The 23,920-nt window shown below is 58.2% G+C and carries 32 protein-coding genes; 1 reads left to right on the plus strand and 31 read right to left on the minus strand.

Features of this window, described 5'->3' with window-relative positions:
• Position 1: 1 nt before the first annotated feature.
• The 5 genes from CWR53_RS19955 to CWR53_RS19975 form a co-directional block, all read right to left on the minus strand.
• Positions 2-658 carry a formate dehydrogenase subunit gamma gene (locus tag CWR53_RS19955; protein ID WP_100852339.1) on the minus strand — a complete coding sequence of 219 codons (657 nt, stop codon included), beginning with the start codon at positions 656-658 and terminating at the stop codon, positions 2-4.
• A complete protein-coding gene (gene fdxH, locus CWR53_RS19960) occupies positions 655-1,605 on the minus strand; it encodes a formate dehydrogenase subunit beta (protein ID WP_100852340.1) in 951 nt (316 codons plus the stop codon). The genes CWR53_RS19955 and fdxH overlap by 4 nt, the downstream gene beginning before the upstream one ends.
• Positions 1,605-4,673 (minus strand): formate dehydrogenase-N subunit alpha, encoded by a 3,069-nt coding sequence (fdnG, locus tag CWR53_RS19965; protein ID WP_138031836.1) that lies wholly within the window; start codon positions 4,671-4,673, stop codon positions 1,605-1,607. Before fdnG ends, fdxH begins: the two co-directional genes overlap by 1 nt.
• Positions 4,674-4,926: 253 nt before the next feature.
• Entirely contained in the window at positions 4,927-5,475 is a 549-nt protein-coding gene (locus tag CWR53_RS19970; RefSeq protein WP_058638686.1) for a single-stranded DNA-binding protein, read from the minus strand.
• 9 nt (positions 5,476-5,484) lie between these two features.
• Positions 5,485-6,879, minus strand: a complete 1,395-nt coding sequence (locus tag CWR53_RS19975) for an MFS transporter (RefSeq protein ID WP_058603951.1) — start codon at positions 6,877-6,879, stop codon at positions 5,485-5,487.
• 129 nt (positions 6,880-7,008) lie between these two features.
• Here CWR53_RS19975 and uvrA point away from each other — a divergent pair, with 129 nt between their 5' ends.
• Entirely contained in the window at positions 7,009-9,843 is a 2,835-nt protein-coding gene (gene uvrA, locus CWR53_RS19980; RefSeq protein ID WP_058603950.1) for an excinuclease ABC subunit UvrA, read from the plus strand.
• A 95-nt stretch (positions 9,844-9,938) separates the two neighbouring features.
• Here uvrA and bfr read toward each other — a convergent pair whose 3' ends face one another.
• The 26 genes from bfr to rplB form a co-directional block, all read right to left on the minus strand.
• Positions 9,939-10,403: a bacterioferritin gene (bfr, locus tag CWR53_RS19985; protein ID WP_023534970.1), complete on the minus strand. Its 465-nt coding sequence runs from the start codon at positions 10,401-10,403 to the stop codon at positions 9,939-9,941.
• 163 nt (positions 10,404-10,566) lie between these two features.
• Positions 10,567-12,006: a catalase gene (locus CWR53_RS19990; protein WP_100852342.1), complete on the minus strand. Its 1,440-nt coding sequence runs from the start codon at positions 12,004-12,006 to the stop codon at positions 10,567-10,569.
• A 171-nt stretch (positions 12,007-12,177) separates the two neighbouring features.
• Positions 12,178-12,564, minus strand: a complete 387-nt coding sequence (gene rplQ, locus CWR53_RS19995; protein WP_003255451.1) for a 50S ribosomal protein L17 — start codon at positions 12,562-12,564, stop codon at positions 12,178-12,180.
• A gap of 42 nt (positions 12,565-12,606) precedes the next feature.
• On the minus strand, positions 12,607-13,608 hold the full coding sequence (locus tag CWR53_RS20000) for a DNA-directed RNA polymerase subunit alpha (RefSeq protein ID WP_003255452.1): 1,002 nt from the start codon (positions 13,606-13,608) through the stop codon (positions 12,607-12,609).
• 22 nt (positions 13,609-13,630) lie between these two features.
• Entirely contained in the window at positions 13,631-14,251 is a 621-nt protein-coding gene (gene rpsD / locus CWR53_RS20005; protein ID WP_003257114.1) for a 30S ribosomal protein S4, read from the minus strand.
• 15 nt (positions 14,252-14,266) lie between these two features.
• Complete coding sequence (gene rpsK / locus CWR53_RS20010; protein ID WP_003255454.1) at positions 14,267-14,656, minus strand: 30S ribosomal protein S11; 390 nt, start codon at positions 14,654-14,656, stop codon at positions 14,267-14,269.
• 18 nt (positions 14,657-14,674) lie between these two features.
• Positions 14,675-15,031, minus strand: coding sequence for a 30S ribosomal protein S13 (rpsM, locus tag CWR53_RS20015; RefSeq protein WP_009681976.1), 357 nt, complete (start codon positions 15,029-15,031; stop codon positions 14,675-14,677).
• A 131-nt stretch (positions 15,032-15,162) separates the two neighbouring features.
• Positions 15,163-15,279, minus strand: coding sequence for a 50S ribosomal protein L36 (rpmJ, locus tag CWR53_RS20020; RefSeq protein WP_002555468.1), 117 nt, complete (start codon positions 15,277-15,279; stop codon positions 15,163-15,165).
• 28 nt (positions 15,280-15,307) lie between these two features.
• The gene (gene secY / locus CWR53_RS20025) at positions 15,308-16,639 is read right to left on the minus strand and encodes a preprotein translocase subunit SecY (RefSeq protein WP_003257108.1); all 1,332 of its coding nucleotides are present in this window, start codon (positions 16,637-16,639) and stop codon (positions 15,308-15,310) included.
• Positions 16,640-17,074 carry a 50S ribosomal protein L15 gene (gene rplO, locus CWR53_RS20030; protein WP_023535012.1) on the minus strand — a complete coding sequence of 145 codons (435 nt, stop codon included), beginning with the start codon at positions 17,072-17,074 and terminating at the stop codon, positions 16,640-16,642.
• A 3-nt stretch (positions 17,075-17,077) separates the two neighbouring features.
• Entirely contained in the window at positions 17,078-17,254 is a 177-nt protein-coding gene (rpmD, locus tag CWR53_RS20035) for a 50S ribosomal protein L30 (RefSeq protein WP_023535007.1), read from the minus strand.
• Between the two features lie 2 nt (positions 17,255-17,256).
• Complete coding sequence (gene rpsE, locus CWR53_RS20040) at positions 17,257-17,757, minus strand: 30S ribosomal protein S5 (protein ID WP_003255465.1); 501 nt, start codon at positions 17,755-17,757, stop codon at positions 17,257-17,259.
• A 3-nt stretch (positions 17,758-17,760) separates the two neighbouring features.
• Positions 17,761-18,111 carry a 50S ribosomal protein L18 gene (rplR, locus tag CWR53_RS20045; RefSeq protein WP_008089801.1) on the minus strand — a complete coding sequence of 117 codons (351 nt, stop codon included), beginning with the start codon at positions 18,109-18,111 and terminating at the stop codon, positions 17,761-17,763.
• 10 nt (positions 18,112-18,121) lie between these two features.
• Entirely contained in the window at positions 18,122-18,655 is a 534-nt protein-coding gene (gene rplF / locus CWR53_RS20050; protein WP_058603948.1) for a 50S ribosomal protein L6, read from the minus strand.
• A gap of 12 nt (positions 18,656-18,667) precedes the next feature.
• Positions 18,668-19,060 (minus strand): 30S ribosomal protein S8, encoded by a 393-nt coding sequence (rpsH, locus tag CWR53_RS20055; RefSeq protein ID WP_008089805.1) that lies wholly within the window; start codon positions 19,058-19,060, stop codon positions 18,668-18,670.
• Between the two features lie 209 nt (positions 19,061-19,269).
• Complete coding sequence (gene rpsN / locus CWR53_RS20060) at positions 19,270-19,575, minus strand: 30S ribosomal protein S14 (RefSeq protein WP_023534988.1); 306 nt, start codon at positions 19,573-19,575, stop codon at positions 19,270-19,272.
• Positions 19,576-19,588: 13 nt separating this feature from the next.
• Complete coding sequence (gene rplE, locus CWR53_RS20065) at positions 19,589-20,128, minus strand: 50S ribosomal protein L5 (protein WP_023535025.1); 540 nt, start codon at positions 20,126-20,128, stop codon at positions 19,589-19,591.
• Positions 20,129-20,148: 20 nt separating this feature from the next.
• Positions 20,149-20,463, minus strand: a complete 315-nt coding sequence (gene rplX / locus CWR53_RS20070) for a 50S ribosomal protein L24 (RefSeq protein WP_003255476.1) — start codon at positions 20,461-20,463, stop codon at positions 20,149-20,151.
• Between the two features lie 11 nt (positions 20,464-20,474).
• A complete protein-coding gene (gene rplN / locus CWR53_RS20075) occupies positions 20,475-20,843 on the minus strand; it encodes a 50S ribosomal protein L14 (protein WP_002555479.1) in 369 nt (122 codons plus the stop codon).
• A gap of 23 nt (positions 20,844-20,866) precedes the next feature.
• The gene (gene rpsQ / locus CWR53_RS20080; protein ID WP_023534981.1) at positions 20,867-21,133 is read right to left on the minus strand and encodes a 30S ribosomal protein S17; all 267 of its coding nucleotides are present in this window, start codon (positions 21,131-21,133) and stop codon (positions 20,867-20,869) included.
• A 2-nt stretch (positions 21,134-21,135) separates the two neighbouring features.
• Positions 21,136-21,327, minus strand: a complete 192-nt coding sequence (gene rpmC, locus CWR53_RS20085) for a 50S ribosomal protein L29 (RefSeq protein WP_002555481.1) — start codon at positions 21,325-21,327, stop codon at positions 21,136-21,138.
• Positions 21,327-21,740 carry a 50S ribosomal protein L16 gene (gene rplP / locus CWR53_RS20090; protein WP_003255479.1) on the minus strand — a complete coding sequence of 138 codons (414 nt, stop codon included), beginning with the start codon at positions 21,738-21,740 and terminating at the stop codon, positions 21,327-21,329. The genes rpmC and rplP overlap by 1 nt, the downstream gene beginning before the upstream one ends.
• A 12-nt stretch (positions 21,741-21,752) precedes the next feature.
• Positions 21,753-22,439 carry a 30S ribosomal protein S3 gene (gene rpsC / locus CWR53_RS20095; RefSeq protein ID WP_003255481.1) on the minus strand — a complete coding sequence of 229 codons (687 nt, stop codon included), beginning with the start codon at positions 22,437-22,439 and terminating at the stop codon, positions 21,753-21,755.
• A 13-nt stretch (positions 22,440-22,452) separates the two neighbouring features.
• The gene (rplV, locus tag CWR53_RS20100; protein WP_003103908.1) at positions 22,453-22,785 is read right to left on the minus strand and encodes a 50S ribosomal protein L22; all 333 of its coding nucleotides are present in this window, start codon (positions 22,783-22,785) and stop codon (positions 22,453-22,455) included.
• A gap of 11 nt (positions 22,786-22,796) precedes the next feature.
• Positions 22,797-23,072 (minus strand): 30S ribosomal protein S19, encoded by a 276-nt coding sequence (gene rpsS / locus CWR53_RS20105; RefSeq protein ID WP_003255482.1) that lies wholly within the window; start codon positions 23,070-23,072, stop codon positions 22,797-22,799.
• A gap of 16 nt (positions 23,073-23,088) precedes the next feature.
• A complete protein-coding gene (gene rplB / locus CWR53_RS20110) occupies positions 23,089-23,913 on the minus strand; it encodes a 50S ribosomal protein L2 (RefSeq protein WP_027915105.1) in 825 nt (274 codons plus the stop codon).
• Positions 23,914-23,920: the final 7 nt, after the last annotated feature.

The following is a 23,920-nucleotide window of genomic DNA, read 5'->3' on the forward strand; positions in this document are numbered from 1 at the left end:
TTCATCCTTCTTTTCGTCGGTGCTCGGTTGGCGTTTTGTCACTGGTCACGTCGCGATACCACAGTTCATGATGCTTGCGCGCCCAGGCCCGGCTGACCCAGCCATGCAGCATGGCGCCTACCGACCCCTTGATCCAGATACCGGCATAGATGTGCACGATGATGCTGAGCACCAGCACAAACGCCGCGAAGGCATGCAGCAAGGTGGCCAGGCGTATGGCGCCGATGTCGAAGAAGTGACTGAAGTAGGCGCGCCAGATCACCACCCCACTGACCATCAGGATCAGCATGCACACCAGCAGCGTCCAGAACAGCAGCTTCTGCCCGGCATTGTACTTGCCGATGGCAGGCACCCCTTCCTCCTGGTTGCGCATGACCCGATCGATTCTGCGCAACCACAGGCGGTCGTTGGCGGTAATGAAGTTGGCACGCCAGAAACGCACCACCAGGCCCAGGAAGAACACGAACATCGCCACACCCAGGAAAGGGTGCAGGATGCGCGTCCATGGCCCGCCGCCGAACAGATTGCTCAGCCAGAACAAGGCGGGGTGAAACAGCGCCAGCCCCGACAGGCCCGCCAGAAAGAACAGGATTGCCACTATCCAGTGGTTGCTGCGCTCGTTGGCGTTGTAACGCAGGATAGGCTTGTTGTCGTTCATGGCCGCTGCTCCCCTTGCCCATCGGACTTGTTCGGGTCGAACACATGCACTGCCGGGTCTACCTGGTGCACGCTGGTGTCGGACGCTGCAGGCTGCTCGTCCTCCTCGACACGCTGCGGCCCGACCCGTACGTAGTGGAAGAAGCCGGCCACCACCGCAGCCCCCATGGCCAGCAAGGCCAAAGGCTTGGTGAAGCCCTTCCACAGTCCCACCAGCGGGCTGATCACCGGCTGGTCCGGCAGCCCGGCATACAGCTTGGGTGTATCGGCATGGTGCAGTACGTACATCACATGGGTCCCCCCTACGCCATCAGGGTCGTACAGCCCAGCGTTCTCGTAGCCTCGGGACTTGAGGTCGACGATGCGTTCATCGGCATGCACCTTCATCTCGTCCTTGCTGCCGAAGACGATGGCGCCGGTCGGGCAGGTTTTCACGCAGGCTGGCTCCAGTCCTACGCTGACGCGGTCGGAACACAGGGTGCACTTGTAGGCCTTGTGGTCCTTCTGCGAAATGCGCGGGATATTGAACGGGCACCCGGTGATGCAGTAGCCGCAGCCTATGCAATGGTCCTGGTTGAAGTCGACGATGCCGTTGGCGTGCTTGATGATTGCACCAGGGCTTGGGCACGCCTTCAGGCAACCGGGGTCTGCGCAGTGCATGCAGCCATCCTTGCGGATGAGCCACTCCAGGTTGCCGTCGTCGCGCTCGTGCTCGGTAAAGCGCATCAATGTCCAGGTTTCGGCGCTCAGGTCCTGAGGGTTGTCGTAGGTCCCGTGGTTGTGCCCAACCTCGTCGCGCAACTCGTTCCATTCCGAACACGCCACCTGGCAGGCCTTGCAGCCGATGCACTTGGTGGTGTCGATCAGCTTGGCAACCTGCTCCTGCTCGCGTACCGAAGGCGGCACGGTGGTGGTGGCCGACCGGGCGATGATGTCTTGGCTGGCCATCAGAGTTTCTCCACTTTGACGAGGAACGACTTGGACTCCGGTGTCTGGGTATTGCCATCGCCCAGGAACGGTACCAGGGTGTTGGTCAGGTACCCGTGCCGCGTGGACCCGGTAAAGCCCCAGTGCAGCGGGATGCCGATCTGATGCACCGTCTGGTTGTTGACCTGCAGCGGACGTATCCGCTTGGTCACCACCGCAACGGCATCGATATGCCCGCGCTTGCTCGACACACGCACCCTGTCGCCCGCCTTGATGCCTTTTTCATTGGCCAGTACTTCACCAATCTCGACGAACTGCTCAGGCTGGGCAATGGCGTTGAGCCGGCAATGCTTGCTCCAGAAGTGGAAATGCTCGGTCAGGCGGTAGGTGGTGGCCGCGTATGGGAATTCATCATGTGTACCCAAGGTGTCCCACACTGAATCGAAGATGCGCCCTGCCGGGTTGCTGACCACCTTCTTGTTGTTCGGGTGCAGGGGGTTGATGCCAATCGGTGTTTCGAAAGGCTCATAGTGCTCGGGGAACGGCCCTTCGGCCATCTTGTCGATGGCGAAGAAACGCGCCACCCCCTCGGGGTTCATGATGAACGGGTTCATGCCCGCTTCCGGCGGCGAATCGACCTTGAAATCAGGCACGTCGGTCCCGCCCCATGCCTTGCCGTTCCACCAGACCAGACGCTTCTTCTCCGGATCCCAGGGCTTGCCTTGCGGGTCGCTGGAAGCACGGTTATAGAGAATGCGTCGGTTGGCCGGCCACGCCCATGCCCAGTTCTGCACCTGATGCATGCCATAGGGGTCGCTGTTGTCGCGGCGCGCCATCTGGTTGCCCTGCTCGGTCCAGCAGCCGGCGAAGATCCAGCAACCAGAAGCCGTGCTGCCGTCGTCCTTGAGCTGGCCGAAGCCCGACAGTTGCTGACCGGACTTGACGGTCGCACCGGTCGGGTCGGTGAAGTCCGTCACGGCCCAGCCGTTCATCTCCTTCGCCAGTTCCTCAGGCGACGGCTCTTGGGCGATCTTGTACGGCCAGTGGATGTTCAGCAGTGGATCGGGGTAGGCACCCCCTTCCTTCTGGTACCGCTGCCGCAAGCGCAGGAACAGCTCGCTCATGATCTGCACGTCAGTGCGGGTTTCACCCGGGCCGTCGGCGCCTTTCCAGTGCCATTGCAGCCAGCGGCTGCTGTTGACCAGCGAGCCATCCTCTTCAGCGAAGCAGGTGGTGGGCAGGCGGATCACCTCGGTCTGGATACCGGCCGTGTCCACATCGTTGAACGGCCCCACGTTGCGCCAGAACTCGGATGTCTCGGTGGCCAACGGGTCCATGACCACCAGCCACTTGAGCTTGGCCAGTGCCGCGGTCACGCGGTTCTTGTCAGGGAGGGCGGCAATCGGGTTGAAACCCTGGCACATGTAGCCGTTGACCTTGCCTTGGCTCATCATTTCGAACATGCGCAGCACGTCGTAGGCAGGCACGTCGAGCTTGGGCAGCCAATCGTAGCCCCAGTTGTTCTCGGCGGTGGCGTTGGGACCGTACCAGGCTTTCATGAGGCTGACGTGGAACTTGCCGTAGTTCTGCCAGTAGGACAGCTGCCCCGGGCGCAGCGGCTTGGATGCACGCTTGTCGATGAACGCGGCGTAGTCCTGCTCGGCGTCGCCGGCAAGCGTCAGGTAACCCGGCAGCGAGTTGGACAGCAACCCCAGGTCAGTCAAGCCCTGAATATTGGAGTGACCACGCAAGGCATTCACGCCCCCACCTGGCATGCCGACGTTGCCCAGCAACAGCTGCACCATCGCCGCGCTGCGGATGATCTGCGCGCCGATCGAATGCTGCGTCCACCCCAGCGCATACAGGATCGTCATGGTCTTGCCCGGCGCCGAGCACGTCGCGATTTCTTCCCACACCTTCATCATGGCGTCCTGCGGCATGCCACAGGTCATGCTCGCCAATTCCGGGGTGTAGCGGCTGTAGTGCTGCTTCATCAGCTGGAATACACAGCGTGGGTGCTGAAGTGTCGGGTCTACCTTGGCAAAACCGTCCTCGCCCAGCTCGTAACCCCAGCCAGACTTGTCGGCATAGATGCGCTTGCTCTCGTCATAGCCGCTGAACAGGCCATCCTCGAAGCCATAGGTGTCCTTGACGATGAAGGATACGTCAGTGTAACTGCGCACATACTCGTGCTGGATCTTGTCATTGCTCAGCAGGTAATTGATCAACCCACCCATGAACGCGATGTCGGTGCCGGTACGGATAGGCGCGTAATAATCGGCCACCGAAGCGGTACGGGTAAACCTTGGGTCGACCACGATCAGCCGCGCCTTGTTGTGCGCTTTGGCCTCGGTCACCCATTTGAAGCCGCACGGATGCGCTTCTGCTGCGTTGCCACCCATCACCAGGACCAGATTCGCATTAGCAATATCGGACCAGTGGTTGGTCATGGCGCCACGGCCGTACGTCGGGGCAAGACTTGCCACCGTCGGGCCATGTCAGACACGTGCTTGGTTATCGAACCCCAGCATGCCTGTTGCGCGAACGACCTTGTGAGTCAGGTAGCCGGCCTCGCTGGAGGCGGCTGAAGCGGCAAGAAAACCGGTGGTGAGCCAGCGGTTGACCGTCTGCCCCTGGGCGTTTTTCTCAATGAAGTTCGCGTCGCGGTCTTCCTTCATCAAGGTGGCCACGCGATCGAGCGCTTCGTCCCAGCTGACGCGTACCCACTCATTGCTACCCGGCTTGCGTACTTCTGGGTACTTGAGGCGGCTGGGGCTATGGATGAAGTCGAGCAGACCCGCGCCTTTGGGGCAAAGGGTGCCGCGGTTCACCGGATGGTCGGCGTCACCTTCGATGTGAATGATGTTCTGCTTGACGTTCTTGCCCGCATCGCCCTGGCTGTACAGGATCAAGCCGCAGCCGACCGAGCAGTAGGGGCAGGTGTTACGAGTTTCCTTGGTATGCGCCAGCTTGAAGTGGCGCACTTGCTCGGCGAACGCAGGCGTAGGGGCCATGCCCAGCGCCGCAAGGCTCGAGCCTCCAAGGCCGACGGCGGCGACCTTGAAGAATTGCCGACGGTTGAGATCCATCGTGCACTCCTGATCAGATTTGGGCGCACAGAACATGGCTGGCGCCTCTTGGTAGTCACGGTGACGGCGGTTTGAGGACCGCCAACAGGTAAGACTAGCAAGGAATCGAAAAGGTGCGATGACGTGGATCAATCGGGCGTGATTGACAATTTTGTAAGACGGGTCTGATGCACTTGTAGAACCAGTAAACGCAAGCCAAAAAAAACCCAGGGGTATGAACCCTGGGTTTCGATGGGAAACGCTTAACGTTCGATCAGAACGGAATATCGTCGTCAAAGCTGTCGAAGTCAGCCGCCGGTTGTGGCGCTGGCTGCTGCGGCGCCGGGCGCTGTTGCTGCTGCGGGCGCGGGGCCTGCTGGCGGGCCGGCTGCTGGTTGTACTGCTGCTGACCACCACCTTGGTTGTAGTTGTTACCGCCACCCTGGTTGTACGGGTCGCCACCGCCTTGCTGGTTCTGCGGACGGCCGCCCAGCAACTGCATGGTGCCGTTGATGTCAACGATGATTTCAGTGGTGTAGCGCTTGATGCCGTCTTTTTCCCACTCACGGGTCTGCAGCTTGCCTTCGATGTAGCACTGCGAACCTTTGCGCAGGTACTCGCCGGCAATCTCGGCAACCTTGCCGAACAGCGACACACGGTGCCATTCAGTACGCTCGACCTTCTGGCCCGACTGTTTGTCGGTCCACTGCTCGCTGGTTGCCAGGCTCAGGTTGGTCACGGCATTACCGTTGGGCAGGTAGCGGACTTCGGGATCCTGGCCACAAGTACCGACCAGAATGACTTTGTTAACCCCACGGGCCATAACGTTCTCCTAGGCTTCGCACGCCGCTGAGGCCGGATTGATCAGGCGCTCCAGGGTCGTGCGGTCCAAAATTTTCGTATCCAGTTTGATATAGACAGCTGACTCTTCCGAGACCACAACAGCGTCGGTCACGCCAGGCACGGCCATCAACCGTGCAGCCAGGCCAGCATCCTTGGTGGCCTCCGGCGACAAAGGCATGCGCAAGCTGGTCACATACGGTGGCTCGTTCATGCTCAAGGCAACGGCCAACCAGATGGCGCACAGTATCGCGCAACCAAGGAACACGGTGTTCAGCCCACCATGCTGGAACAGCCAGCCACCCAGGATGCCCCCTAGTGCAGCACCGAGAAACTGGCTGGTGGAGTACACCCCCATCGCCGTTCCCTTGCCACCTGCTGGCGACACCTTGCTGACCAGCGAAGGCAACGAAGCCTCCAGCAGGTTGAATGCGGTGAAGAATACCACGGTGCCGATCACCAGTCCGCGCAAACCGTCAGCCCACTGCCAGAAGAATAGCTCGACCAGCAGCAATACGCTGACGGCCCCGGCCAGCACGCGTTTCATCTTGCGCTTTTTTTCGCCGTAGATGATGAACGGTACCATTGCAAAAAATGAGACGAACAGCGCGGTCAGGTAGACCCACCAGTGTTGTTCCTTGGGCAGTCCGCCACGTTCGACGAAGGCCAGAGGCAGCGCGACGAAGCTGGCCATGAGAATGGCATGCAGGATGAAGATGCTCACATCCAGCCGTAGAAGGTCCGGATGCCGCAGGGTCGGGCCAATGGCCTGACGGGCTACGCCTGATTCGCGATGCTGCAAAATGTTGTGCGTGGCGGGTACTACGAAGGCAATCAACGCGATGCCAACCAAGGCCAAGCCGGCCGTTGCAAGGAACAATCCTGACAAGCCAAAGGCACTTGTCAGCAAAGGCCCGACGACCATTGCCACTGCGAAGGAAAGGCCAATGCTCATCCCGATCATGGCCATGGCCTTGGTGCGGTGCTGTTCCCGGGTCAGATCCGAAAGCAGTGCCATCACCGCTGCCGAAATGGCGCCCGCCCCTTGCAGAATGCGCCCTGCGATAACCCCCCAGATGGAATCGGCCTGGGCTGCCAGGACGCTACCCAGGGCGAACACGATCAAGCCTAGGTAAATGACGGGCCGGCGGCCGATGCGGTCGGAAATCATCCCAAAGGGAATCTGCAACACGGCCTGGGTGAGGCCGTAGGCGCCGATGGCCAGGCCAATCAGCGCGGGCGTGGCGCCGGCCAGGTCCATGCCGTAAGTGGCCAGGACCGGCAACACCATGAACATGCCCAGCATACGAAAAGCGAAGACCAGAGCCAGACCGCCGGCGGCGCGGGTTTCATTGCCGCTCATGCGCTCGTTGTGGGTGTCGTGCATGGATTAATCTCGTGTGAACCGGCGGCGATTCTATCAGTCCGACAGCTTGACGGCATCTACGCGACGCTTTGCCGCGTACTGGCAGGGCGCCGTATAATTCTTCGTTTATGCCCGCCGAGCGAGGCCGCAGTGGACAAGATCCTGATTCGTGGGGCACGTACCCACAACCTGAAGAACATCGACCTGACCCTGCCCCGGGACAAGCTCATCGTCATTACCGGCCTGTCGGGCTCGGGCAAGTCATCCCTGGCCTTCGATACGCTGTACGCCGAGGGCCAGCGTCGTTATGTGGAATCGCTGTCGGCGTATGCCCGCCAGTTCCTGTCGATGATGGAAAAGCCTGATGTCGACACCATCGAAGGGCTGTCACCGGCGATTTCCATCGAACAGAAATCCACCTCGCACAACCCCCGCTCCACCGTTGGCACCATCACCGAGATCTACGACTACTTGCGCCTGCTGTACGCCAGGGTCGGGACACCCCGCTGCCCAGACCATGACATACCGCTGGAGGCGCAAACGGTCAGCCAGATGGTCGACCTGGTGCTGGAGCGCCCGGAAGGCAGCAAGTTGATGCTGCTGGCTCCGGTCATCCGTGAGCGCAAGGGTGAACACCTGGCGGTGTTCGACGAGCTGCGCGCCCAGGGCTTCGTGCGCGCCCGCGTCAACGGCAAGCTCTACGAACTGGACGAGTTGCCCAAGCTGGACAAGCAGAAAAAGCACAGCATCGATGTAGTAGTCGATCGTTTCAAAGTGCGTGCTGATCTTCAGCAGCGATTGGCCGAATCGTTCGAAACCGCGTTGAAGCTGGCGGACGGTATCGCGCTGATCGCGCCCATGGACGACGAGAAAGGCGAAGAGACCATTTTTTCGGCACGCTTTGCCTGCCCTATCTGTGGTCATGCAATCAGCGAACTGGAACCCAAGCTGTTCTCGTTCAACAACCCGGCCGGTGCCTGCCCGACTTGTGATGGCCTGGGCGTTAAGCAGTATTTCGACACCAAACGCCTGGTCAATGCGCAACTCACCCTGGCCGAAGGCGCCATTCGCGGGTGGGATCGCCGTAACGTCTACTACTTCCAGATGCTAGGGTCGCTGGCTGCGCATTACGGCTTCAGCCTGGACGAAGCATTCGGCGAGCTCGCGCCGGAGCATCAGAAGGTGATCCTGCAAGGCAGCGGCAAGCACAGCGTGGATTTCAAGTACCTCAACGACCGGGGTGACATCGTCAAGCGCTCGCACCCGTTCGAAGGGATCATCCCCAACCTGGAACGTCGCTATCGCGAAACCGAGTCCAATACCGTACGCGAGGAACTGGCCAAGTACCTGGGCACCCAACCGTGCCCGGACTGCCGCGGCACGCGACTGCGGCGCGAGGCGCGTCACGTGTGGGTTGGCGAGAAGACGCTTCCGGCAGTCGCCAACATGCCGATTGGTGACGCCAGTGGCTACTTCAGCGCGCTTACATTGACCGGTCGCCGAGGCGAGATCGCGGCCAAGATTCTCAAGGAGATCTGCGAGCGGCTGCAGTTCCTGGTGAACGTGGGCCTGGATTACCTCACACTGGACCGCAGCGCAGAAACCCTGTCCGGTGGTGAAGCCCAGCGGATTCGCCTCGCCAGCCAGATCGGCGCGGGTCTGGTGGGGGTGATGTACATCTTGGACGAGCCGTCCATCGGCCTTCATCAGCGCGACAACGATCGTCTGCTTGCCACCCTCAATCACCTTCGCGATCTGGGCAATACGGTCATCGTCGTCGAGCATGACGAGGACGCAATCCGCCTGGCGGACTACGTCGTGGACATTGGGCCAGGGGCTGGCGTGCATGGTGGCAAGATCGTCGCTGAGGGCACGCCTCAGGAAGTCATGGACCACCCGGACTCGGTAACCGGCCAGTACCTGTCCGGCCGTAGAAAGATCGTGGTCCCTGCTAAGCGCACCCCGCGCGACAAGAAGCTGCAGCTCAAGCTTAAGGGCGCACGCGGCAACAACCTGCAGAACGTTGACCTGGAAATCCCCATCGGGTTGCTAACCTGCGTGACCGGCGTCTCAGGCTCCGGCAAGTCCACGCTCATCAACAACACCCTGTTCCCCCTTGCGGCCACGGCCCTGAATGGCGCAAGCAGCCTCGAAGCAGCGCCCCATGCCAGCATGGATGGGTTGCAGCACCTGGACAAAGTGGTGGATATCGACCAGAGCCCCATTGGCCGCACTCCCCGGTCCAACCCCGCTACCTATACAGGGATCTTCACGCCGATCCGCGAGCTGTTCTCTGGGGTGCCTGAATCTCGTTCACGCGGGTATGGCCCGGGCCGGTTCTCGTTCAACGTGAAAGGTGGGCGCTGCGAGGCGTGCCAGGGCGACGGCCTGATCAAGGTGGAAATGCATTTCCTCCCGGACATCTACGTGCCTTGCGATGTGTGCAAGAGCAAGCGCTATAACCGCGAAACCCTGGAGATCAAGTACAAGGGCAAGAACATTCACGAGGTGCTGGAAATGACCATCGAGGATGCGCGCGAGTTCTTCGATGCGGTGCCTGCGTTGGCACGCAAGCTCCAGACCCTGATGGACGTGGGCCTTTCCTACATCAAGCTCGGTCAATCGGCGACCACGCTTTCTGGGGGCGAAGCACAGCGTGTGAAGCTGTCACGCGAGCTGTCCAAGCGCGATACTGGGAAGACCTTGTATATCCTGGACGAGCCTACTACGGGCCTGCACTTCGCCGATATCCAGCAGCTGCTGGACGTTCTGCACCGGCTTCGTGACCACGGCAACACCGTGGTGGTCATCGAGCACAACTTGGACGTTATCAAGACTGCCGATTGGCTGGTGGACCTTGGACCGGAGGGCGGTTCAAAGGGTGGGCAGATCATCGCGTGTGGCACGCCCGAGGAACTGAGCAAGATGAAACAATCCTACACCGGGCACTACCTCAAGCCTCTGTTGGAGCGAGACCGGGCGTGATGAACGCGAAGGGGCGCCTCGGCGCCCCTTTTTCATCGGCTTGTAGCCCTTGTGCTAGAGCCGACACACGACTCAAGCACACAGCAATCAAGGCATTACATCTGTGATTGCAGATAATTCTGCAGACCGATCGCCTTGATCAAGCCTTGCTGCTTCTCAAGCCAATAGGTGTGATCCTCTTCGGTATCGGCCAGTTGCGCGCGCAGAATGTCACGGCTCACATAATCCTTGTGCAGTTCGCACAATTCGATCCCCTTGCAAAGCGCCGCTCGCACTTTGTATTCCAGCTTCAAATCAGCTTCGATCATTTCAGGGACGGTGGTGCCCACTTCAAGGTCATCCGCACGCATGTCCGGGGTGCCCTCGAGCATGAGAATGCGGCGCATCAAGGCGTCAGCATGCTGAGCCTCTTCCTCCATCTCATGGTTGATGCGCTCGTAGAGCTTGGTAAGGCCCCAGTCTTCGTACATGCGCGAGTGAATGAAGTACTGGTCACGTGCGGCCAGTTCGCCCTTCAGCAGCATGACGAGGTAATTGATGACGTCTGGGTGGCCTTGCATCGCCGGGGTTCTCCATATGGAAGCGTGTATGCCGCATAGTGTGAACCACGCTGTGCGCCTGGTCACTGAAAAACGCACGACTCGATGCAAAAAATCGGGCAAACGGTAGTGATATTCATTGAAAAACCGCCCAAATGAGGGCGGTTATTCTTATCACTTCGACTTAGGCGATATTCATTCCAAGCGCCTTAGCGACACCCGCCCCGTAAGCGGGATCGGCTTTGAAGAAGTACTGCAATTGACGCTGGATCACATCGTCGGTCACGCCGGCCATTGCCCCGGCGATGTTGCTGACCAGCAGCTCCTGCTGCGCCTGGCTCATCAACCGGAACAGGGCGCCCGCGTGGCTGAAGTAATCAGTGTCCTCGCGATGATCATACCGATCGGCCAAACCGCTAAGCGCAAGCCCGGGCTCTGCATGACGCGGCGATTGCTTGGGAGCATCGGCGTAGCTGTTGGGCTCATAATTGGGTGCCCCTCCGTAGGCACCCATCGCCATCGAACCATCACGCTGGTAGCTATTGACCGCACAGCGGGGCGCGTTCACCGGCAATTGCTGATGGTTGGTGCCTACCCGATAGCGGTGGGCATCGGCATAAGCAAACACCCGGCCTTGCAGCATGCGATCAGGTGACAGCCCCACCCCAGGGACCATATTGCTCGGCCCGAAGGCAGCCTGCTCAACTTCAGCGAAGTAGTTCAGCGGGTTGCGGTTGAGCTCCAGTACGCCTACTTCAATCAGCGGATAATCTTTCTGCGACCAGGTCTTGGTCACATCGAACGGATTCTCGGGGCGGTTCGCAGCCTCAGCTTCACTCATGACCTGGATGCATACAGTCCAGCGTGGGTGGTCGCCACGCTCGATTGCCTCGTACAGGTCGCGCTGGGCGTAGTCCGGATCGGTACCGGCCAAACGCGCAGCTTCAGCGGGCGCCAGATTCTTGATGCCCTGCTGAGTCTTGAAGTGCCATTTGACCCATGTACGCTGACCGTCCGCGCTGATCAAGCTGTAGGTGTGGCTACCGAAGCCGTGCATATGCCGATAGCCGTCAGGAATGCCGCGGTCCGAAAACAAGATCGTGACCTGGTGCAGCGCTTCCGGCGAATGAGACCAGAAGTCCCACATCATTTGGGCACTCTTCAGGTTGGTCTGAGGGTGGCGTTTTTGCGTGTGAATGAAGTCTGGAAACTTCAGTGGATCACGGATGAAAAACACCGGCGTGTTGTTGCCGACGATGTCCCAGTTGCCTTCTTCGGTATAGAACTTGACCGCGAAACCTCGAGGGTCACGCTCTGTATCGGCCGAGCCGCGCTCTCCACCTACAGTGGAGAATCGCAGAAACGTTTCGGTCTGCTTGCCAACCTGCTCGAACAGTTTCGCACGGGTGAGGTGGGTGATGTCGCGCGTCACCGTGAACGTGCCGTAGGCACCAGAGCCTTTGGCATGCACACGTCGTTCGGGGATATTTTCGCGGTTGAAATGCGCGAGCTTCTCGATCAGGTGGAAGTCGTCGAGCAGCAGGGGGCCGCGTGGGCCTGCGGTACGGGAATTCTGGTTATCCGCAACAGGGGCACCGCTGGCGGTAGTAAGCGTTTTGCTCATGAGCTTTCCTCGATCAGTCTCAAATGCCTGTATGTCGGCTTGGGAGAATTATCAGCAGGATCGCGATCAACGACAAATTCATTGAATTACTGACTACAATAGAGATTGTTAATGGCCTGAAACACAAAAAACCGGGCACTAGGCCCGGTTCTTTGTAGCAGACAAAACGTCTTACTCGGCAGCTTCTACAGCACCACCGACTGGACGATCAACCAGCTCGACGTACGCCATTGGCGCGTTGTCGCCAGCGCGGAAACCGCACTTCAGGATGCGCAGGTAGCCGCCCTGACGGGTGGCGTAGCGCTTGCCCAGATCGTTGAACAGTTTACCAACAGCGGACTTCGAACGGGTACGGTCGAAGGCCAGACGACGGTTGGCAACGCTGTCTTCCTTGGCCAGGGTGATCAGCGGCTCGGCAACGCGACGCAGTTCCTTGGCTTTCGGCAGGGTGGTTTTGATCAGCTCGTGCTCGATCAACGACACTGCCATGTTCTGGAACATAGCCTTGCGGTGAGAGCTGGTACGGCTCAGGTGACGTCCACTTTTACGATGACGCATGATTCATTCCTTACCAAACACTACGTTCGGTGATTACGACGATCAGGCGGTCGCCTTGTCGTCTTTCTTAAGACTTGCAGGCGGCCAGTTGTCGAGGCGCATGCCGAGAGACAGACCACGAGAGGCCAGGACGTCCTTGATTTCAGTCAGGGACTTCTTGCCGAGGTTAGGAGTCTTCAACAGCTCTACTTCGGTACGCTGAATCAGGTCGCCGATGTAGTAGATGTTCTCCGCCTTCAGGCAGTTGGCCGAACGTACAGTCAGTTCCAGGTCGTCAACCGGACGTAGCAGGATCGGATCGATCTCGTCTTCCTGCTCGACTACGACAGGCTCACTGTCACCTTTGAGGTCGACGAACGCGGCCAGCTGCTGTTGCAGGATGGTCGCGGCGCGGCGGATAGCCTCTTCAGGATCCAGGGTGCCGTTGGTTTCCAGATCAATGACCAGCTTGTCCAAGTTGGTACGCTGTTCAACACGTGCGTTTTCGACCACATAGGCGATACGACGCACAGGGCTGAACGACGCGTCCAACTGCAGACGGCCAATGCTACGGCTTTCGTCTTCGTCGGTCTGACGGGAGTCGGCCGGCTCGTAACCGCGACCACGAGCTACAGTGAGCTTCATGTTCAGGGCGCCATTCGACGCCAGGTTCGCGATTACGTGATCGGGGTTGACGATCTCGACATCGTGATCCAGCTGAATATCGGCAGCGGTAACCACCCCCGAACCCTTTTTCGACAAGGTCAGCGTAACTTCGTCACGACCGTGCAGTTTGATAGCCAGGCCTTTCAGGTTCAACAGGATTTCAATGACATCTTCCTGTACACCTTCGATCGCGGAGTACTCGTGGAGTACGCCATCGATCTCGGCCTCGACTACTGCACAGCCAGGCATGGAGGACAACAGGATGCGGCGCAGCGCGTTGCCCAGGGTATGGCCGAAGCCACGCTCGAGAGGCTCGAGCGTGATCTTGGCGCGGGTCGGACTGACTACCTGCACATCAATGTGGCGGGGAGTCAGGAACTCATTTACCGAAATCTGCATGGATGCACCTATTTTCTAGCCCTTACTTGGAGTAGAGCTCGACAATCAGGTTTTCGTTGATGTCGGCAGACAGGTCGCTGCGAGCAGGAACGTTCTTGAAAACGCCCGACTTTTTGGCAGCATCCACGTCAACCCACTCAACGCGGCCACGCTGGGCACACAGTTCAAGGGCTTGAACAATGCGCAGCTGGTTCAGCGACTTCTCACGAACCGCGACCACGTCACCCGGACGAACTTGGTAGGATGGAATGTTTACAGTCTTACCGTTGACGCTGATCGCTTTGTGCGAAACCAGCTGACGGGACTCGGAACGAGTCGAGCCGAAGCCCATACGGTAAACGACGTTATCCAGACGGCACTCGAGCAGTTGCAGCAGGTTTTCACCGGTTGCGCCTTTTTTCGAGGCAGCAGCTTGGTAGTAACCGCGGAACTGACGCTCCAGAACACCGTAGATACGACGGACTTTTTGTTTCTCGCGCAGCTGGGTACCGTAGTCGGACTGACGGCCACGGCGCTGGCCGTGGATACCTGGGGCTGCTTCGATGTTGCACTTCGATTCCAGAGCGCGAACGCCGCTCTTCAGGAACAGATCGGTGCCTTCACGACGAGACAGTTTGCATTTTGGACCAATGTAACGTGCCATTTATCTGTCTCCTGATTACACGCGACGCTTCTTCGGCGGACGGCACCCGTTATGCGGGATTGGCGTCACGTCGGTGATGCTGGCGATCTTGTAGCCGCAGCTGTTCAATGCACGAACGGCGGACTCACGACCTGGACCTGGACCCTTGACGTTTACGTCGAGGTTCTTCAGACCGTATTCCAGCGCAGCTTGACCAGCACGCTCAGCAGCGATCTGAGCTGCGAACGGGGTGGATTTGCGCGAACCACGGAAACCCGAACCACCGGAGGTCGCCCAGGACAAAGCATTGCCCTGACGGTCGGTGATGGTCACGATGGTGTTGTTAAAAGAAGCGTGGATGTGGGCGATGCCATCAACCACTGTCTTTTTGACTTTTTTACGAGGACGAGCAGCAGGTTTTGCCATGTCTATATTCCTGGGCGATTACTTGCGGATCGGCTTACGCGGGCCCTTACGGGTGCGTGCGTTGGTCTTGGTGCGCTGACCGCGAACCGGCAGACCTTTACGATGACGCAGGCCGCGGTAGCAACCCAGGTCCATCAAGCGCTTGATCTTCATGTTTACGTCACGGCGCAGGTCACCTTCAGTGGTGAACTTCGCGACTTCGCCACGCAGGGTTTCGATTTGCTCGTCGCTCAGATCCTTGATCTTAGCGGCTGGATTTACACCAGCATCCACACAGATTTTCTGTGCAGTAGTGCGACCGACACCATAGATGTAGGTCAGCGAGATAACAGTATGCTTGTTATCTGGAATGTTGACGCCTGCAATACGGGCCATTCAGTGGGACTCCAATTGACAGCTACCTACGCCCCGGAAGCCAAGAAATAGGGCGCGAGATAATATCGCTGTAGAAACAAATAATCAACCCAGCAGCACACTAGCTGCTGGGTTTGAAGCGCGAATCACACTCAGCCTTGGCGCTGTTTGTGACGCGGTTCCGCGCTGCAGATCACTCGTACGACGCCTTCGCGACGGATGATCTTGCAGTTGCGGCACAGCTTTTTCACCGATGCACGAACTTTCATTACCGACTCCTCGAACCTTAGGGGCGTATCAGCGCAGCAAACCGCTGCCACCGTAGCCTTTCAGGTTGGCTTTCTTCATCAGGGATTCGTACTGGTGCGAAACGAGGTGCGATTGTACTTGGGACATGAAGTCCATCACAACCACTACCACAATCAGCAACGAGGTCCCGCCAAGGTAGAACGGCACATTTGCTGCCACCACCAGGAACTGGGGCAGAAGGCAGACGGCCATCATGTAAAGAGCACCGAACATGGTCAGACGAGTCAGAACGCCATCAATGTAGCGTGCAGACTGCTCACCAGGACGGATACCCGGAATAAAGGCACCGGACTTCTTCAGGTTTTCCGCTACGTCTTTCGGATTGAACATCAATGCTGTGTAGAAGAAGCAGAAGAAAATAATCCCTGCACTAAACAGCAGAATGTTCAACGGCTGACCAGGAGCGATCGACTGCGAGATGTCCTGCAGCCAGCCCATACCTTCGGACTGACCGAACCAGGCACCCAGCGAAGCCGGGAACAGCAAGATGCTGCTCGCGAAAATGGCCGGGATTACCCCTGCCATGTTCACCTTCAGCGGCAAGTGGCTGGTTTGCGCAGCGAAGACCTTGCGGCCCTGCTGACGCTTGGCGTAATGAACGGCAATACGCCGCTGACCACGCTCGATGAACACCACGAAACCGATGATCGCTACTGCAAGCAAACCGATAGCGACCAGGGCGAAGATGTTGATATCACCCGTACGCGCAGACTCGAAAGACTGCCCGATTGCTCTCGGAAGACCGGCAACGATACCTGCGAAGATCAACATCGAGATACCGTTGCCCACACCGCGCTCGGTGATCTGCTCACCCAGCCACATCATGAACATCGCGCCTGCCACGAAAGTGGAGACGGCAACGACATGGAAGCCGAGGCCTACAGAAAACGCCACGCCCTGGTTGGCCAGGCCAATGGACATGCCAATGGCTTGAACCAGCGCCAGGATAACGGTGCCGTAGCGGGTGTACTGGCTGATCTTGCGACGGCCAGCTTCACCTTCCTTCTTCAACTGCTCCAGTTGCGGGCTGACCGCAGTCATCAGCTGCATGATGATCGATGCCGAAATGTACGGCATGATCCCCAATGCAAAGATGCTCATGCGCTCAAGCGCGCCACCGGAAAACATGTTGAACAAGCTAAGAATGGTCCCCTCATTCTGCCGAAACAGATCCGCCAGACGGTCCGGATTGATGCCGGGAACCGGGATATGTGCACCTATCCGATAGACGATGATCGCCATGAACAGAAAGCGCAGACGAGCCCAGAGTTCCGACATCCCGCCCTTACCGAGCGAAGAGAGAGCACCTTGCTTAGCCATTTATTCCTCGAACTTGCCGCCAGCTGCTTCGATAGCCGCACGCGCACCCTTGGTGGCTGCGATACCCTTGATGGTGACTGCGCGAGTGACTTCGCCAGACAGCATGATTTTCACACGCTGTACGTTCTGGCCGATCACGTTGGCATCCTTCAGGGATTGCACGGAGATCACGTCGCCGTCCACTTTGGCCAACTCGGACAGACGCACTTCTGCGCGGTCCATGGCTTTCAGGGAAACGAAGCCGAACTTCGGCAGACGACGGTGCAGCGGCTGTTGACCGCCTTCGAAGCCCGGAGCGATGGTGCCACCGGAACGGGAGGTCTGACCTTTGTGACCGCGGCCACCAGTCTTACCCAAACCGCTACCGATACCACGGCCCGGACGATGCTTCTCGCGACGGGAACCCGGCGCTGGACTCAGATCATTGAGTTTCATCGATTAACCCTCGACCTTCAGCATGTAGTAAGCCTTGTTGATCATCCCGCGGTTCTCGGGAGTATCCTGGACTTCTACAGTGTGACCGATGCGACGCAGACCCAGGCCTTTAACGCACAGAATGTGGTTAGGCAGACGGCCGGCGGTGCTCTTGATCAGCGTTACTTTAACGGTTGCCATGATCAGAAGATCTCCTCGACGCTCTTGCCGCGCTTGGCAGCAATGGATTCAGGAGATTGCATGGCTTTCAGACCCTTGAAGGTGGCGTAAACCACGTTCACTGGGTTGGTCGAACCGTAGCACTTGGCCAGAACGTTCTGAACGCCAGCAACTTCCAGGACAGCACGCATTGCGCCACCGGCGATGATACCGGTACCTTCCGAGGCAGGCTGCATGTAAACCTTCGAGGCGCCGTGGGCAGCCTTGGTGGCGTACTGCAGGGTGGTGCCCTTCAGGTCAACCTGAATCATGTTGCGGCGAGCAGCTTCCATGGCTTTCTGGATCGCGGCAGGTACTTCGCGCGACTTGCCACGGCCAAAGCCTACACGACCCTTGCCATCACCCACCACGGTCAGCGCGGTGAAGGTGAAGATACGGCCGCCTTTTACGGTTTTGGCAACGCGGTTAACTTGAACCAGCTTCTCGATGTAGCCTTCGTCGCGCTTTTGATCGTTATTTGCCATAACTTAGAACTCCAGCCCGCCTTCACGAGCAGCATCAGCCAGCGCTTTGACGCGGCCATGGTACTTGAAGCCGGAACGGTCAAAGGCAACTTGAGATACACCGGCGGCTTTCGCGCGCTCAGCTACCAGCTTGCCAACCTTAGTGGCCGCGTCGATGTTGCCAGTGGCGCCATCACGCAGGTCTTTGTCCAAGGTCGAGGCGCTTGCCAGAACCTTGCTGCCGTCGGCCGAAATGACCTGGGCGTAGATGTGCTGCGAGGAGCGGAACACGCACAGGCGCACGACTTCGAGTTCGTGCATCTTGAGACGTGCTTTGCGAGCGCGACGCAGTCGAGTAACTTTTTTGTCGGTCATTTGCTAGGCCCTACTTCTTCTTGGCTTCTTTACGACGGACTACTTCGTCCGCGTAACGCACACCCTTGCCTTTGTAAGGCTCTGGCGGACGGAAATCGCGGATTTCAGCGGCCACCTGACCCACCAGCTGCTTATCGATACCCTTGATCAGGATGTCGGTCTGGTTTGGGGTTTCTGCGGTGATACCGGCTGGCAGTTCGTAGTCCACTGGATGCGAGAAGCCCAGAGCCAGGTTCAGGACGGTGCCTTTTGCCTGTGCCTTGTAACCAACACCGACCAGCTGGAGCTTGCGCTCGAAGCCTTGGCTTACGCCTTGGACCATGTTGTTCACCAGAGCGCGGGTAGTACCGGCCATGGCGCGAGCTTGCTGATCACCATTGCGAGCGACGAAGCGCAGTTCGCCGGACTCTTCGGTAACTTCAACAGACGAGTGAACGTTCAGTTCGAGAGTGCCCTTGGCACCCTTCACCGAAAGCTGCTGGCCGGCGAATTTTACTTCGACGCCTGCTGGCAGCTTAACGGGGTTCTTAGCGACGCGAGACATGCCTATCTCCCCTTAGAACACTGTGCACAGAACTTCGCCGCCGACACCGGCAGCGCGCGCAGCGCGGTCAGTCATCACACCTTTGTTGGTGGAGACGATAGACACGCCCAGGCCGCCACGTACTTTCGGCAGATCTGTGACGGACTTGTACTGGCGCAGGCCTGGACGGCTGGAGCGCTTCAGTTCCTCGATGACCGGACGGCCTTCGAAGTACTTCAGTTCGATCGACAGGGAAGGCTTGGCCTCACCGGTTACCTGGTAACCAGCGATGTAACCTTCATCTTTCAGAACTTTGGCAACCGCGACCTTCAGGGTGGAGGAAGGCATGCTTACGACGGACTTTTCAGCCATCTGGGCATTACGGATGCGAGTTAGCATGTCCGCTAACGGGTCCTGCATACTCATGGGCTAGATGCTCCTGATACAAGAATTATTAGCCTTGCGGCTATCACAACCACCTAAACAGGCAGGGCACGAAGCCCAGGCTCAGGTGAGCCGATCATTCTAGACACAAGCCAGAAACGAAACAAGCCCCATGTAGGGGCTTGTTCGTGGGAAGAGTCACCGGTGGTCGGAAGATTAACCGCCTACGCCGATGACTCAACCTGCAGCGATTACCAGGAGGCCTTGACCAGACCTGGTACGTCGCCACGCATTGCCGCTTGGCGCAGCATGTTACGGCCCAGGCCGAACTTACGGTATACACCGTGAGGACGACCGGTCAGGCGGCAACGGTTGCGCAGACGGGCAGCGCTAGCATCGCGCGGCTGCTTCTGCAGAGCGACAACGGCAGCGAAACGCTCTTCCGGAGAGGCGTTCAGATTGACGATGGTCGCTTTCAGCTCAGCGCGCTTTTTAGCGTACTTGGCTACCGTTTGCTGACGCTTCAGCTCACGGTTTTTCATGCTCTTCTTGGCCATTTTCCTACTCCAATCAGTTGCGGAACGGGAACTTGAAAGCACGCAGCAGAGCGCGGCCTTCGTCGTCCGAACGAGCAGTGGTGGTCAGGGTGATGTCCAAACCGCGCAGAGCATCGATCTTGTCGTAGTCGATTTCCGGGAAGATGATCTGCTCTTTCACGCCCATGCTGTAGTTGCCACGACCGTCGAAGGACTTGGCATTCAGGCCGCGGAAGTCGCGAACCCGAGGCAGGGAGATCGCCAGCAGGCGGTCCAGGAATTCGTACATCTTGTCGCTACGCAGGGTCACCTTGACGCCGATCGGCCAGCCTTCGCGGACTTTGAAGCCAGCGATGGATTTGCGAGCGAAAGTCACGACCGGCTTTTGACCGGTGATCTTTTCCAGGTCGGCAACAGCGTGCTCGATGACTTTCTTGTCACCGATCGCTTCGCCCAGACCCATGTTCAGGGTGATTTTGGTAACGCGCGGAACTTCCATCACGTTCGACAGCTTAAGTTCATCCTTAAGCTTAGGAGCGATCTCGTTCCGGTAAATCTCTTTCAGTCGTGCCATGGTCTTCTACCTAGCAGTGTTCAAGCATCAACCGCTTTTTGGGTCGACTTGAAGACACGAATTTTCTTACCGTCTTCTACTTTGAAACCAACGCGGTCAGCCTTGTTGGTTTCACCGTTGAAGATGGCAACGTTGGAAGCGTGCAGAGGCGCTTCTTTTTCGACGATACCGCCCTGAACGCCCGCCATCGGGTTAGGCTTGGTATGACGCTTGACCAGGTTCACGCCACCGATGACCAGACGGTCGTCAGCGAGAACCTTCAGCACCTTACCGCGCTTACCTTTGTCTTTGCCGGCGATCACGATGATCTCGTCGTCACGACGAATCTTTTGCATGTCGGATCTCCTTACAGCACTTCAGGGGCGAGCGAGACGATCTTCATGAACTTCTCAGTACGAAGTTCACGGGTCACTGGCCCGAAGATGCGAGTGCCGATCGGCTCTTGCTTGTTGTTCAGCAGAACAGCAGCGTTGCCGTCGAAACGAATGATGGAACCGTCAGCGCGACGAACACCGTGACGGGTGCGCACGACAACAGCAGTCATCACTTGGCCTTTTTTGACCTTACCGCGTGGAATTGCTTCCTTGACGGTAACTTTGATGATGTCACCGATGCCGGCGTAGCGGCGGTGAGAACCGCCGAGCACCTTGATGCACATGACGCGACGAGCGCCGCTGTTATCGGCCACATCGAGCATGGATTGAGTCTGAATCATAAAATTTCTCCGACCCCTAGCCCTTAGACTTCAACAGCGCGTTCGAGGACTTCAACCAGTGCCCAGGACTTGGTCTTGGCCAGCGGACGGGTTTCGGTAATGGAAACCTTGTCGCCGATCTTGCACTGATTGGTTTCGTCGTGCGCGTGCAGCTTAGTCGAACGCTTAACGTATTTACCGTAGATCGGGTGCTTTACGCGACGCTCGATCAGAACGGTGATGGTCTTGTCCATTTTGTCGCTGACGACACGGCCAGTCAGCGTACGGACGGTTTTTTCAGCTTCAGCCATGATCACTTACCTGCCTGCTGGTTGAGCACAGTCTTCACGCGAGCGATGTCACGCTTGACTTGCGAGAGCAGGTGCGACTGCCCCAACTGGCCAGTTGCTTTCTGCATACGCAGATTGAACTGGTCGCGCAGCAAGCCGAGCAGTTGCTCGTTCAGTTGCTGTGCGGATTTTTCACGAAGTTCATTCGCTTTCATCACATCACCGTCCGCTTAACAAAGGAGGTGGCGAGAGGCAGCTTCGCAGCGGCCAGAGCGAAAGCTTCGCGCGCCAGCTCTTCAGAAACACCCTCGATCTCGTACAGGACTTTGCCTGGCTGGATCTGGGCAACCCAGTACTCAACGGAACCCTTACCTTTACCCATACGAACCTCGAGAGGTTTCTTGGAGATCGGCTTGTCCGGGAATACACGGATCCAGATCTTGCCGCCACGTTTTACGTGACGGGTCAGCGCACGACGTGCGGACTCGATCTGGCGAGCGGTGAGGCGACCGCGAGCAACAGCTTTCAAGGCGAACTCGCCGAAGCTGACTTTGCTACCGCGCAGTGCCAGACCACGGTTGTGGCCAGTCATCTGCTTGCGGAATTTTGTACGCTTAGGTTGCAACATTTGGCGTACCCCTTACTTAGCAGCTTTTTTACGAGGCGCTGGTGCTTGTGGTTTCAGTTCTTCTTGGCGACCACCAATAACTTCGCCTTTGAAAATCCAAACCTTCACACCGATCACACCGTAAGTGGTGTGAGCTTCGTAGGTGTTGTAGTCGATATCGGCACGCAGGGTGTGCAGAGGCACACGACCTTCGCGATACCACTCGGTACGAGCAATCTCAGCGCCGCCGAGACGACCGCTCACCTGGATCTTGATGCCCTTGGCACCAATACGCATGGCGTTCTGTACAGCGCGCTTCATGGCGCGACGGAACATAACGCGGCGTTCCAGCTGCTGAGCTACGCTTTGCGCAACCAGCATAGCGTCGAGTTCCGGCTTGCGGATCTCTTCGATGTTGATGTGCACAGGCACACCCATCTGCTTGGTCAGGTCCTGGCGCAGCTTCTCGACATCCTCACCCTTCTTCCCGATAACGATACCTGGACGAGCGGTGTGGATGGTGATGCGTGCAGTTTGAGCCGGACGATGAATATCGATACGGCTTACGGACGCGCTTTTTAGTTTGTCTTGGAGGTACTCACGCGTTTTCAGATCCTTCAACAGGTAATCTGCGTAAGTAGCACCGTCTGCGTACCAGACGGAGGTGTGCTCCTTGACGATTCCCAGGCGAATGCCAGTGGGATGTACTTTCTGACCCATCTGATCGACTCCGTTACTTGTCCGCAACCTTGACAGTGATATGGCAAGACCGCTTGACGATGCGATCAGCACGGCCTTTGGCACGTGGCATGATGCGCTTCAGCGAACGCCCTTCGTTGACGAAGACGGTGGAGACCTTCAGGTCATCAACGTCTGCGCCTTCGTTGTGTTCGGCGTTGGCTACGGCCGACTCGAGGACTTTCTTCATGATTTCAGCGGCTTTTTTGCTGCTGAAGGCCAACAGGTTGAGCGCTTCGCCCACCTTCTTCCCGCGGATCTGGTCGGCGACCAAGCGGGCTTTCTGGGCGGAGATTCGAGCGCCCGACAACTTAGCGGCTACTTCCATTTCCTTACCCCTTAACGCTTGGCTTTCTTGTCAGCCACGTGCCCGCGATAGGTGCGGGTACCGGCGAACTCGCCCAGTTTGTGGCCGACCATGTCTTCGTTCACGAGAACTGGGACATGCTGGCGACCGTTGTGAACCGCGATGGTCAGACCGACCATTTGTGGCAGGATCATCGAGCGACGCGACCAGGTTTTAACCGGTTTGCGATCGTTCTTCTCCACCGCCACTTCGACCTTCTTCAAGAGGTGAAGATCGATAAAAGGACCTTTTTTCAGAGAACGTGGCACTGTCGTATCCCTCTAGTTACTTGCGACGACGGACGATCATGTTGTCGGTACGCTTATTACCACGGGTTTTAGCACCCTTGGTTGGGAAGCCCCATGGCGATACCGGATGACGACCACCGGAGGTACGACCTTCACCACCACCATGTGGGTGGTCAACCGGGTTCATGGCAACACCACGAACGGTTGGGCGAACGCCGCGCCAGCGTTTGGCACCAGCTTTACCCAGCGAACGCAGGCTGTGCTCGGAGTTCGAGACTTCGCCCAGGGTCGCACGGCACTCAGCCAGGACTTTACGCATTTCACCAGAGCGCAGACGCAGGGTCACGTAGACACCTTCGCGAGCGATCAGCTGAGCCGAAGCACCAGCGGAACGAGCGATCTGTGCACCTTTACCCGGCTTCAGTTCGATGCCGTGAATGGTGCTACCTACTGGAATGTTGCGCAGCTGCAGGGAGTTACCGGCCTTGATTGGGGCCAGGGCACCTGCGATCAGCTGGTCGCCAGCGCTCACGCCTTTAGGGGCGATGATGTAGCGGCGCTCACCGTCTGCGTAGCACAGCAGGGCGATGTGAGCAGTACGGTTTGGATCGTATTCGATACGCTCGACAGTGGCTGGGATGCCATCTTTGTCGTTGCGACGGAAGTCGACCAGACGGTAATGCTGCTTATGACCACCACCTACGTGACGCGTAGTGATGCGGCCATTGTTGTTACGACCACCAGACTTCGATTTTTTCTCGAGCAGCGGTGCGTGAGGAGCGCCTTTATGCAGCTCCTTGTTGACCACCTTGACCACGAAACGGCGGCCAGGGGAAGTCGGTTTGCATTTAACGATTGCCATGATGCAC

Origin of the sequence: Pseudomonas sp. SGAir0191, assembly GCF_002812565.2 — a bacterium.
Lineage (GTDB): Bacteria > Pseudomonadota > Gammaproteobacteria > Pseudomonadales > Pseudomonadaceae > Aquipseudomonas > Aquipseudomonas parafulva_B.

What these genes read in the sequence shown, in the direction of transcription:
- CWR53_RS19955 (WP_100852339.1), bottom strand. Translation starts at nt 658, where the DNA reads ATGAACGACAACAAGCCTATCCTGCGTTACAACGCCAACGAGCGCAGC.
- fdxH (WP_100852340.1), bottom strand. Translation starts at nt 1,605, where the DNA reads ATGGCCAGCCAAGACATCATCGCCCGGTCGGCCACCACCACCGTGCCG.
- CWR53_RS19970 (WP_058638686.1), bottom strand. Translation starts at nt 5,475, where the DNA reads ATGGCCCGTGGGGTTAACAAAGTCATTCTGGTCGGTACTTGTGGCCAG.
- CWR53_RS19975 (WP_058603951.1), bottom strand. Translation starts at nt 6,879, where the DNA reads ATGCACGACACCCACAACGAGCGCATGAGCGGCAATGAAACCCGCGCC.
- bfr (WP_023534970.1), bottom strand. Translation starts at nt 10,403, where the DNA reads ATGCAAGGCCACCCAGACGTCATCAATTACCTCGTCATGCTGCTGAAG.
- CWR53_RS19990 (WP_100852342.1), bottom strand. Translation starts at nt 12,006, where the DNA reads ATGAGCAAAACGCTTACTACCGCCAGCGGTGCCCCTGTTGCGGATAAC.
- rplQ (WP_003255451.1), bottom strand. Translation starts at nt 12,564, where the DNA reads ATGCGTCATCGTAAAAGTGGACGTCACCTGAGCCGTACCAGCTCTCAC.
- CWR53_RS20000 (WP_003255452.1), bottom strand. Translation starts at nt 13,608, where the DNA reads ATGCAGATTTCGGTAAATGAGTTCCTGACTCCCCGCCACATTGATGTG.
- rpsD (WP_003257114.1), bottom strand. Translation starts at nt 14,251, where the DNA reads ATGGCACGTTACATTGGTCCAAAATGCAAACTGTCTCGTCGTGAAGGC.
- rpsK (WP_003255454.1), bottom strand. Translation starts at nt 14,656, where the DNA reads ATGGCAAAACCTGCTGCTCGTCCTCGTAAAAAAGTCAAAAAGACAGTG.
- rpsM (WP_009681976.1), bottom strand. Translation starts at nt 15,031, where the DNA reads ATGGCCCGTATTGCAGGCGTCAACATTCCAGATAACAAGCATACTGTT.
- rpmJ (WP_002555468.1), bottom strand. Translation starts at nt 15,279, where the DNA reads ATGAAAGTTCGTGCATCGGTGAAAAAGCTGTGCCGCAACTGCAAGATC.
- secY (WP_003257108.1), bottom strand. Translation starts at nt 16,639, where the DNA reads ATGGCTAAGCAAGGTGCTCTCTCTTCGCTCGGTAAGGGCGGGATGTCG.
- rplO (WP_023535012.1), bottom strand. Translation starts at nt 17,074, where the DNA reads ATGAAACTCAATGATCTGAGTCCAGCGCCGGGTTCCCGTCGCGAGAAG.
- rpmD (WP_023535007.1), bottom strand. Translation starts at nt 17,254, where the DNA reads ATGGCAACCGTTAAAGTAACGCTGATCAAGAGCACCGCCGGCCGTCTG.
- rpsE (WP_003255465.1), bottom strand. Translation starts at nt 17,757, where the DNA reads ATGGCAAATAACGATCAAAAGCGCGACGAAGGCTACATCGAGAAGCTG.
- rplR (WP_008089801.1), bottom strand. Translation starts at nt 18,111, where the DNA reads ATGACCGACAAAAAAGTTACTCGACTGCGTCGCGCTCGCAAAGCACGT.
- rplF (WP_058603948.1), bottom strand. Translation starts at nt 18,655, where the DNA reads ATGTCTCGCGTCGCTAAGAACCCCGTTAAGCTGCCAGCAGGCGTCGAA.
- rpsH (WP_008089805.1), bottom strand. Translation starts at nt 19,060, where the DNA reads ATGAGTATGCAGGACCCGTTAGCGGACATGCTAACTCGCATCCGTAAT.
- rpsN (WP_023534988.1), bottom strand. Translation starts at nt 19,575, where the DNA reads ATGGCCAAGAAGAGCATGAAAAACCGTGAGCTGAAGCGTCAGCAAACG.
- rplE (WP_023535025.1), bottom strand. Translation starts at nt 20,128, where the DNA reads ATGGCACGACTGAAAGAGATTTACCGGAACGAGATCGCTCCTAAGCTT.
- rplX (WP_003255476.1), bottom strand. Translation starts at nt 20,463, where the DNA reads ATGCAAAAGATTCGTCGTGACGACGAGATCATCGTGATCGCCGGCAAA.
- rplN (WP_002555479.1), bottom strand. Translation starts at nt 20,843, where the DNA reads ATGATTCAGACTCAATCCATGCTCGATGTGGCCGATAACAGCGGCGCT.
- rpsQ (WP_023534981.1), bottom strand. Translation starts at nt 21,133, where the DNA reads ATGGCTGAAGCTGAAAAAACCGTCCGTACGCTGACTGGCCGTGTCGTC.
- rpmC (WP_002555481.1), bottom strand. Translation starts at nt 21,327, where the DNA reads ATGAAAGCGAATGAACTTCGTGAAAAATCCGCACAGCAACTGAACGAG.
- rplP (WP_003255479.1), bottom strand. Translation starts at nt 21,740, where the DNA reads ATGTTGCAACCTAAGCGTACAAAATTCCGCAAGCAGATGACTGGCCAC.
- rpsC (WP_003255481.1), bottom strand. Translation starts at nt 22,439, where the DNA reads ATGGGTCAGAAAGTACATCCCACTGGCATTCGCCTGGGAATCGTCAAG.
- rplV (WP_003103908.1), bottom strand. Translation starts at nt 22,785, where the DNA reads ATGGAAGTAGCCGCTAAGTTGTCGGGCGCTCGAATCTCCGCCCAGAAA.
- rplB (WP_027915105.1), bottom strand. Translation starts at nt 23,913, where the DNA reads ATGGCAATCGTTAAATGCAAACCGACTTCCCCTGGCCGCCGTTTCGTG.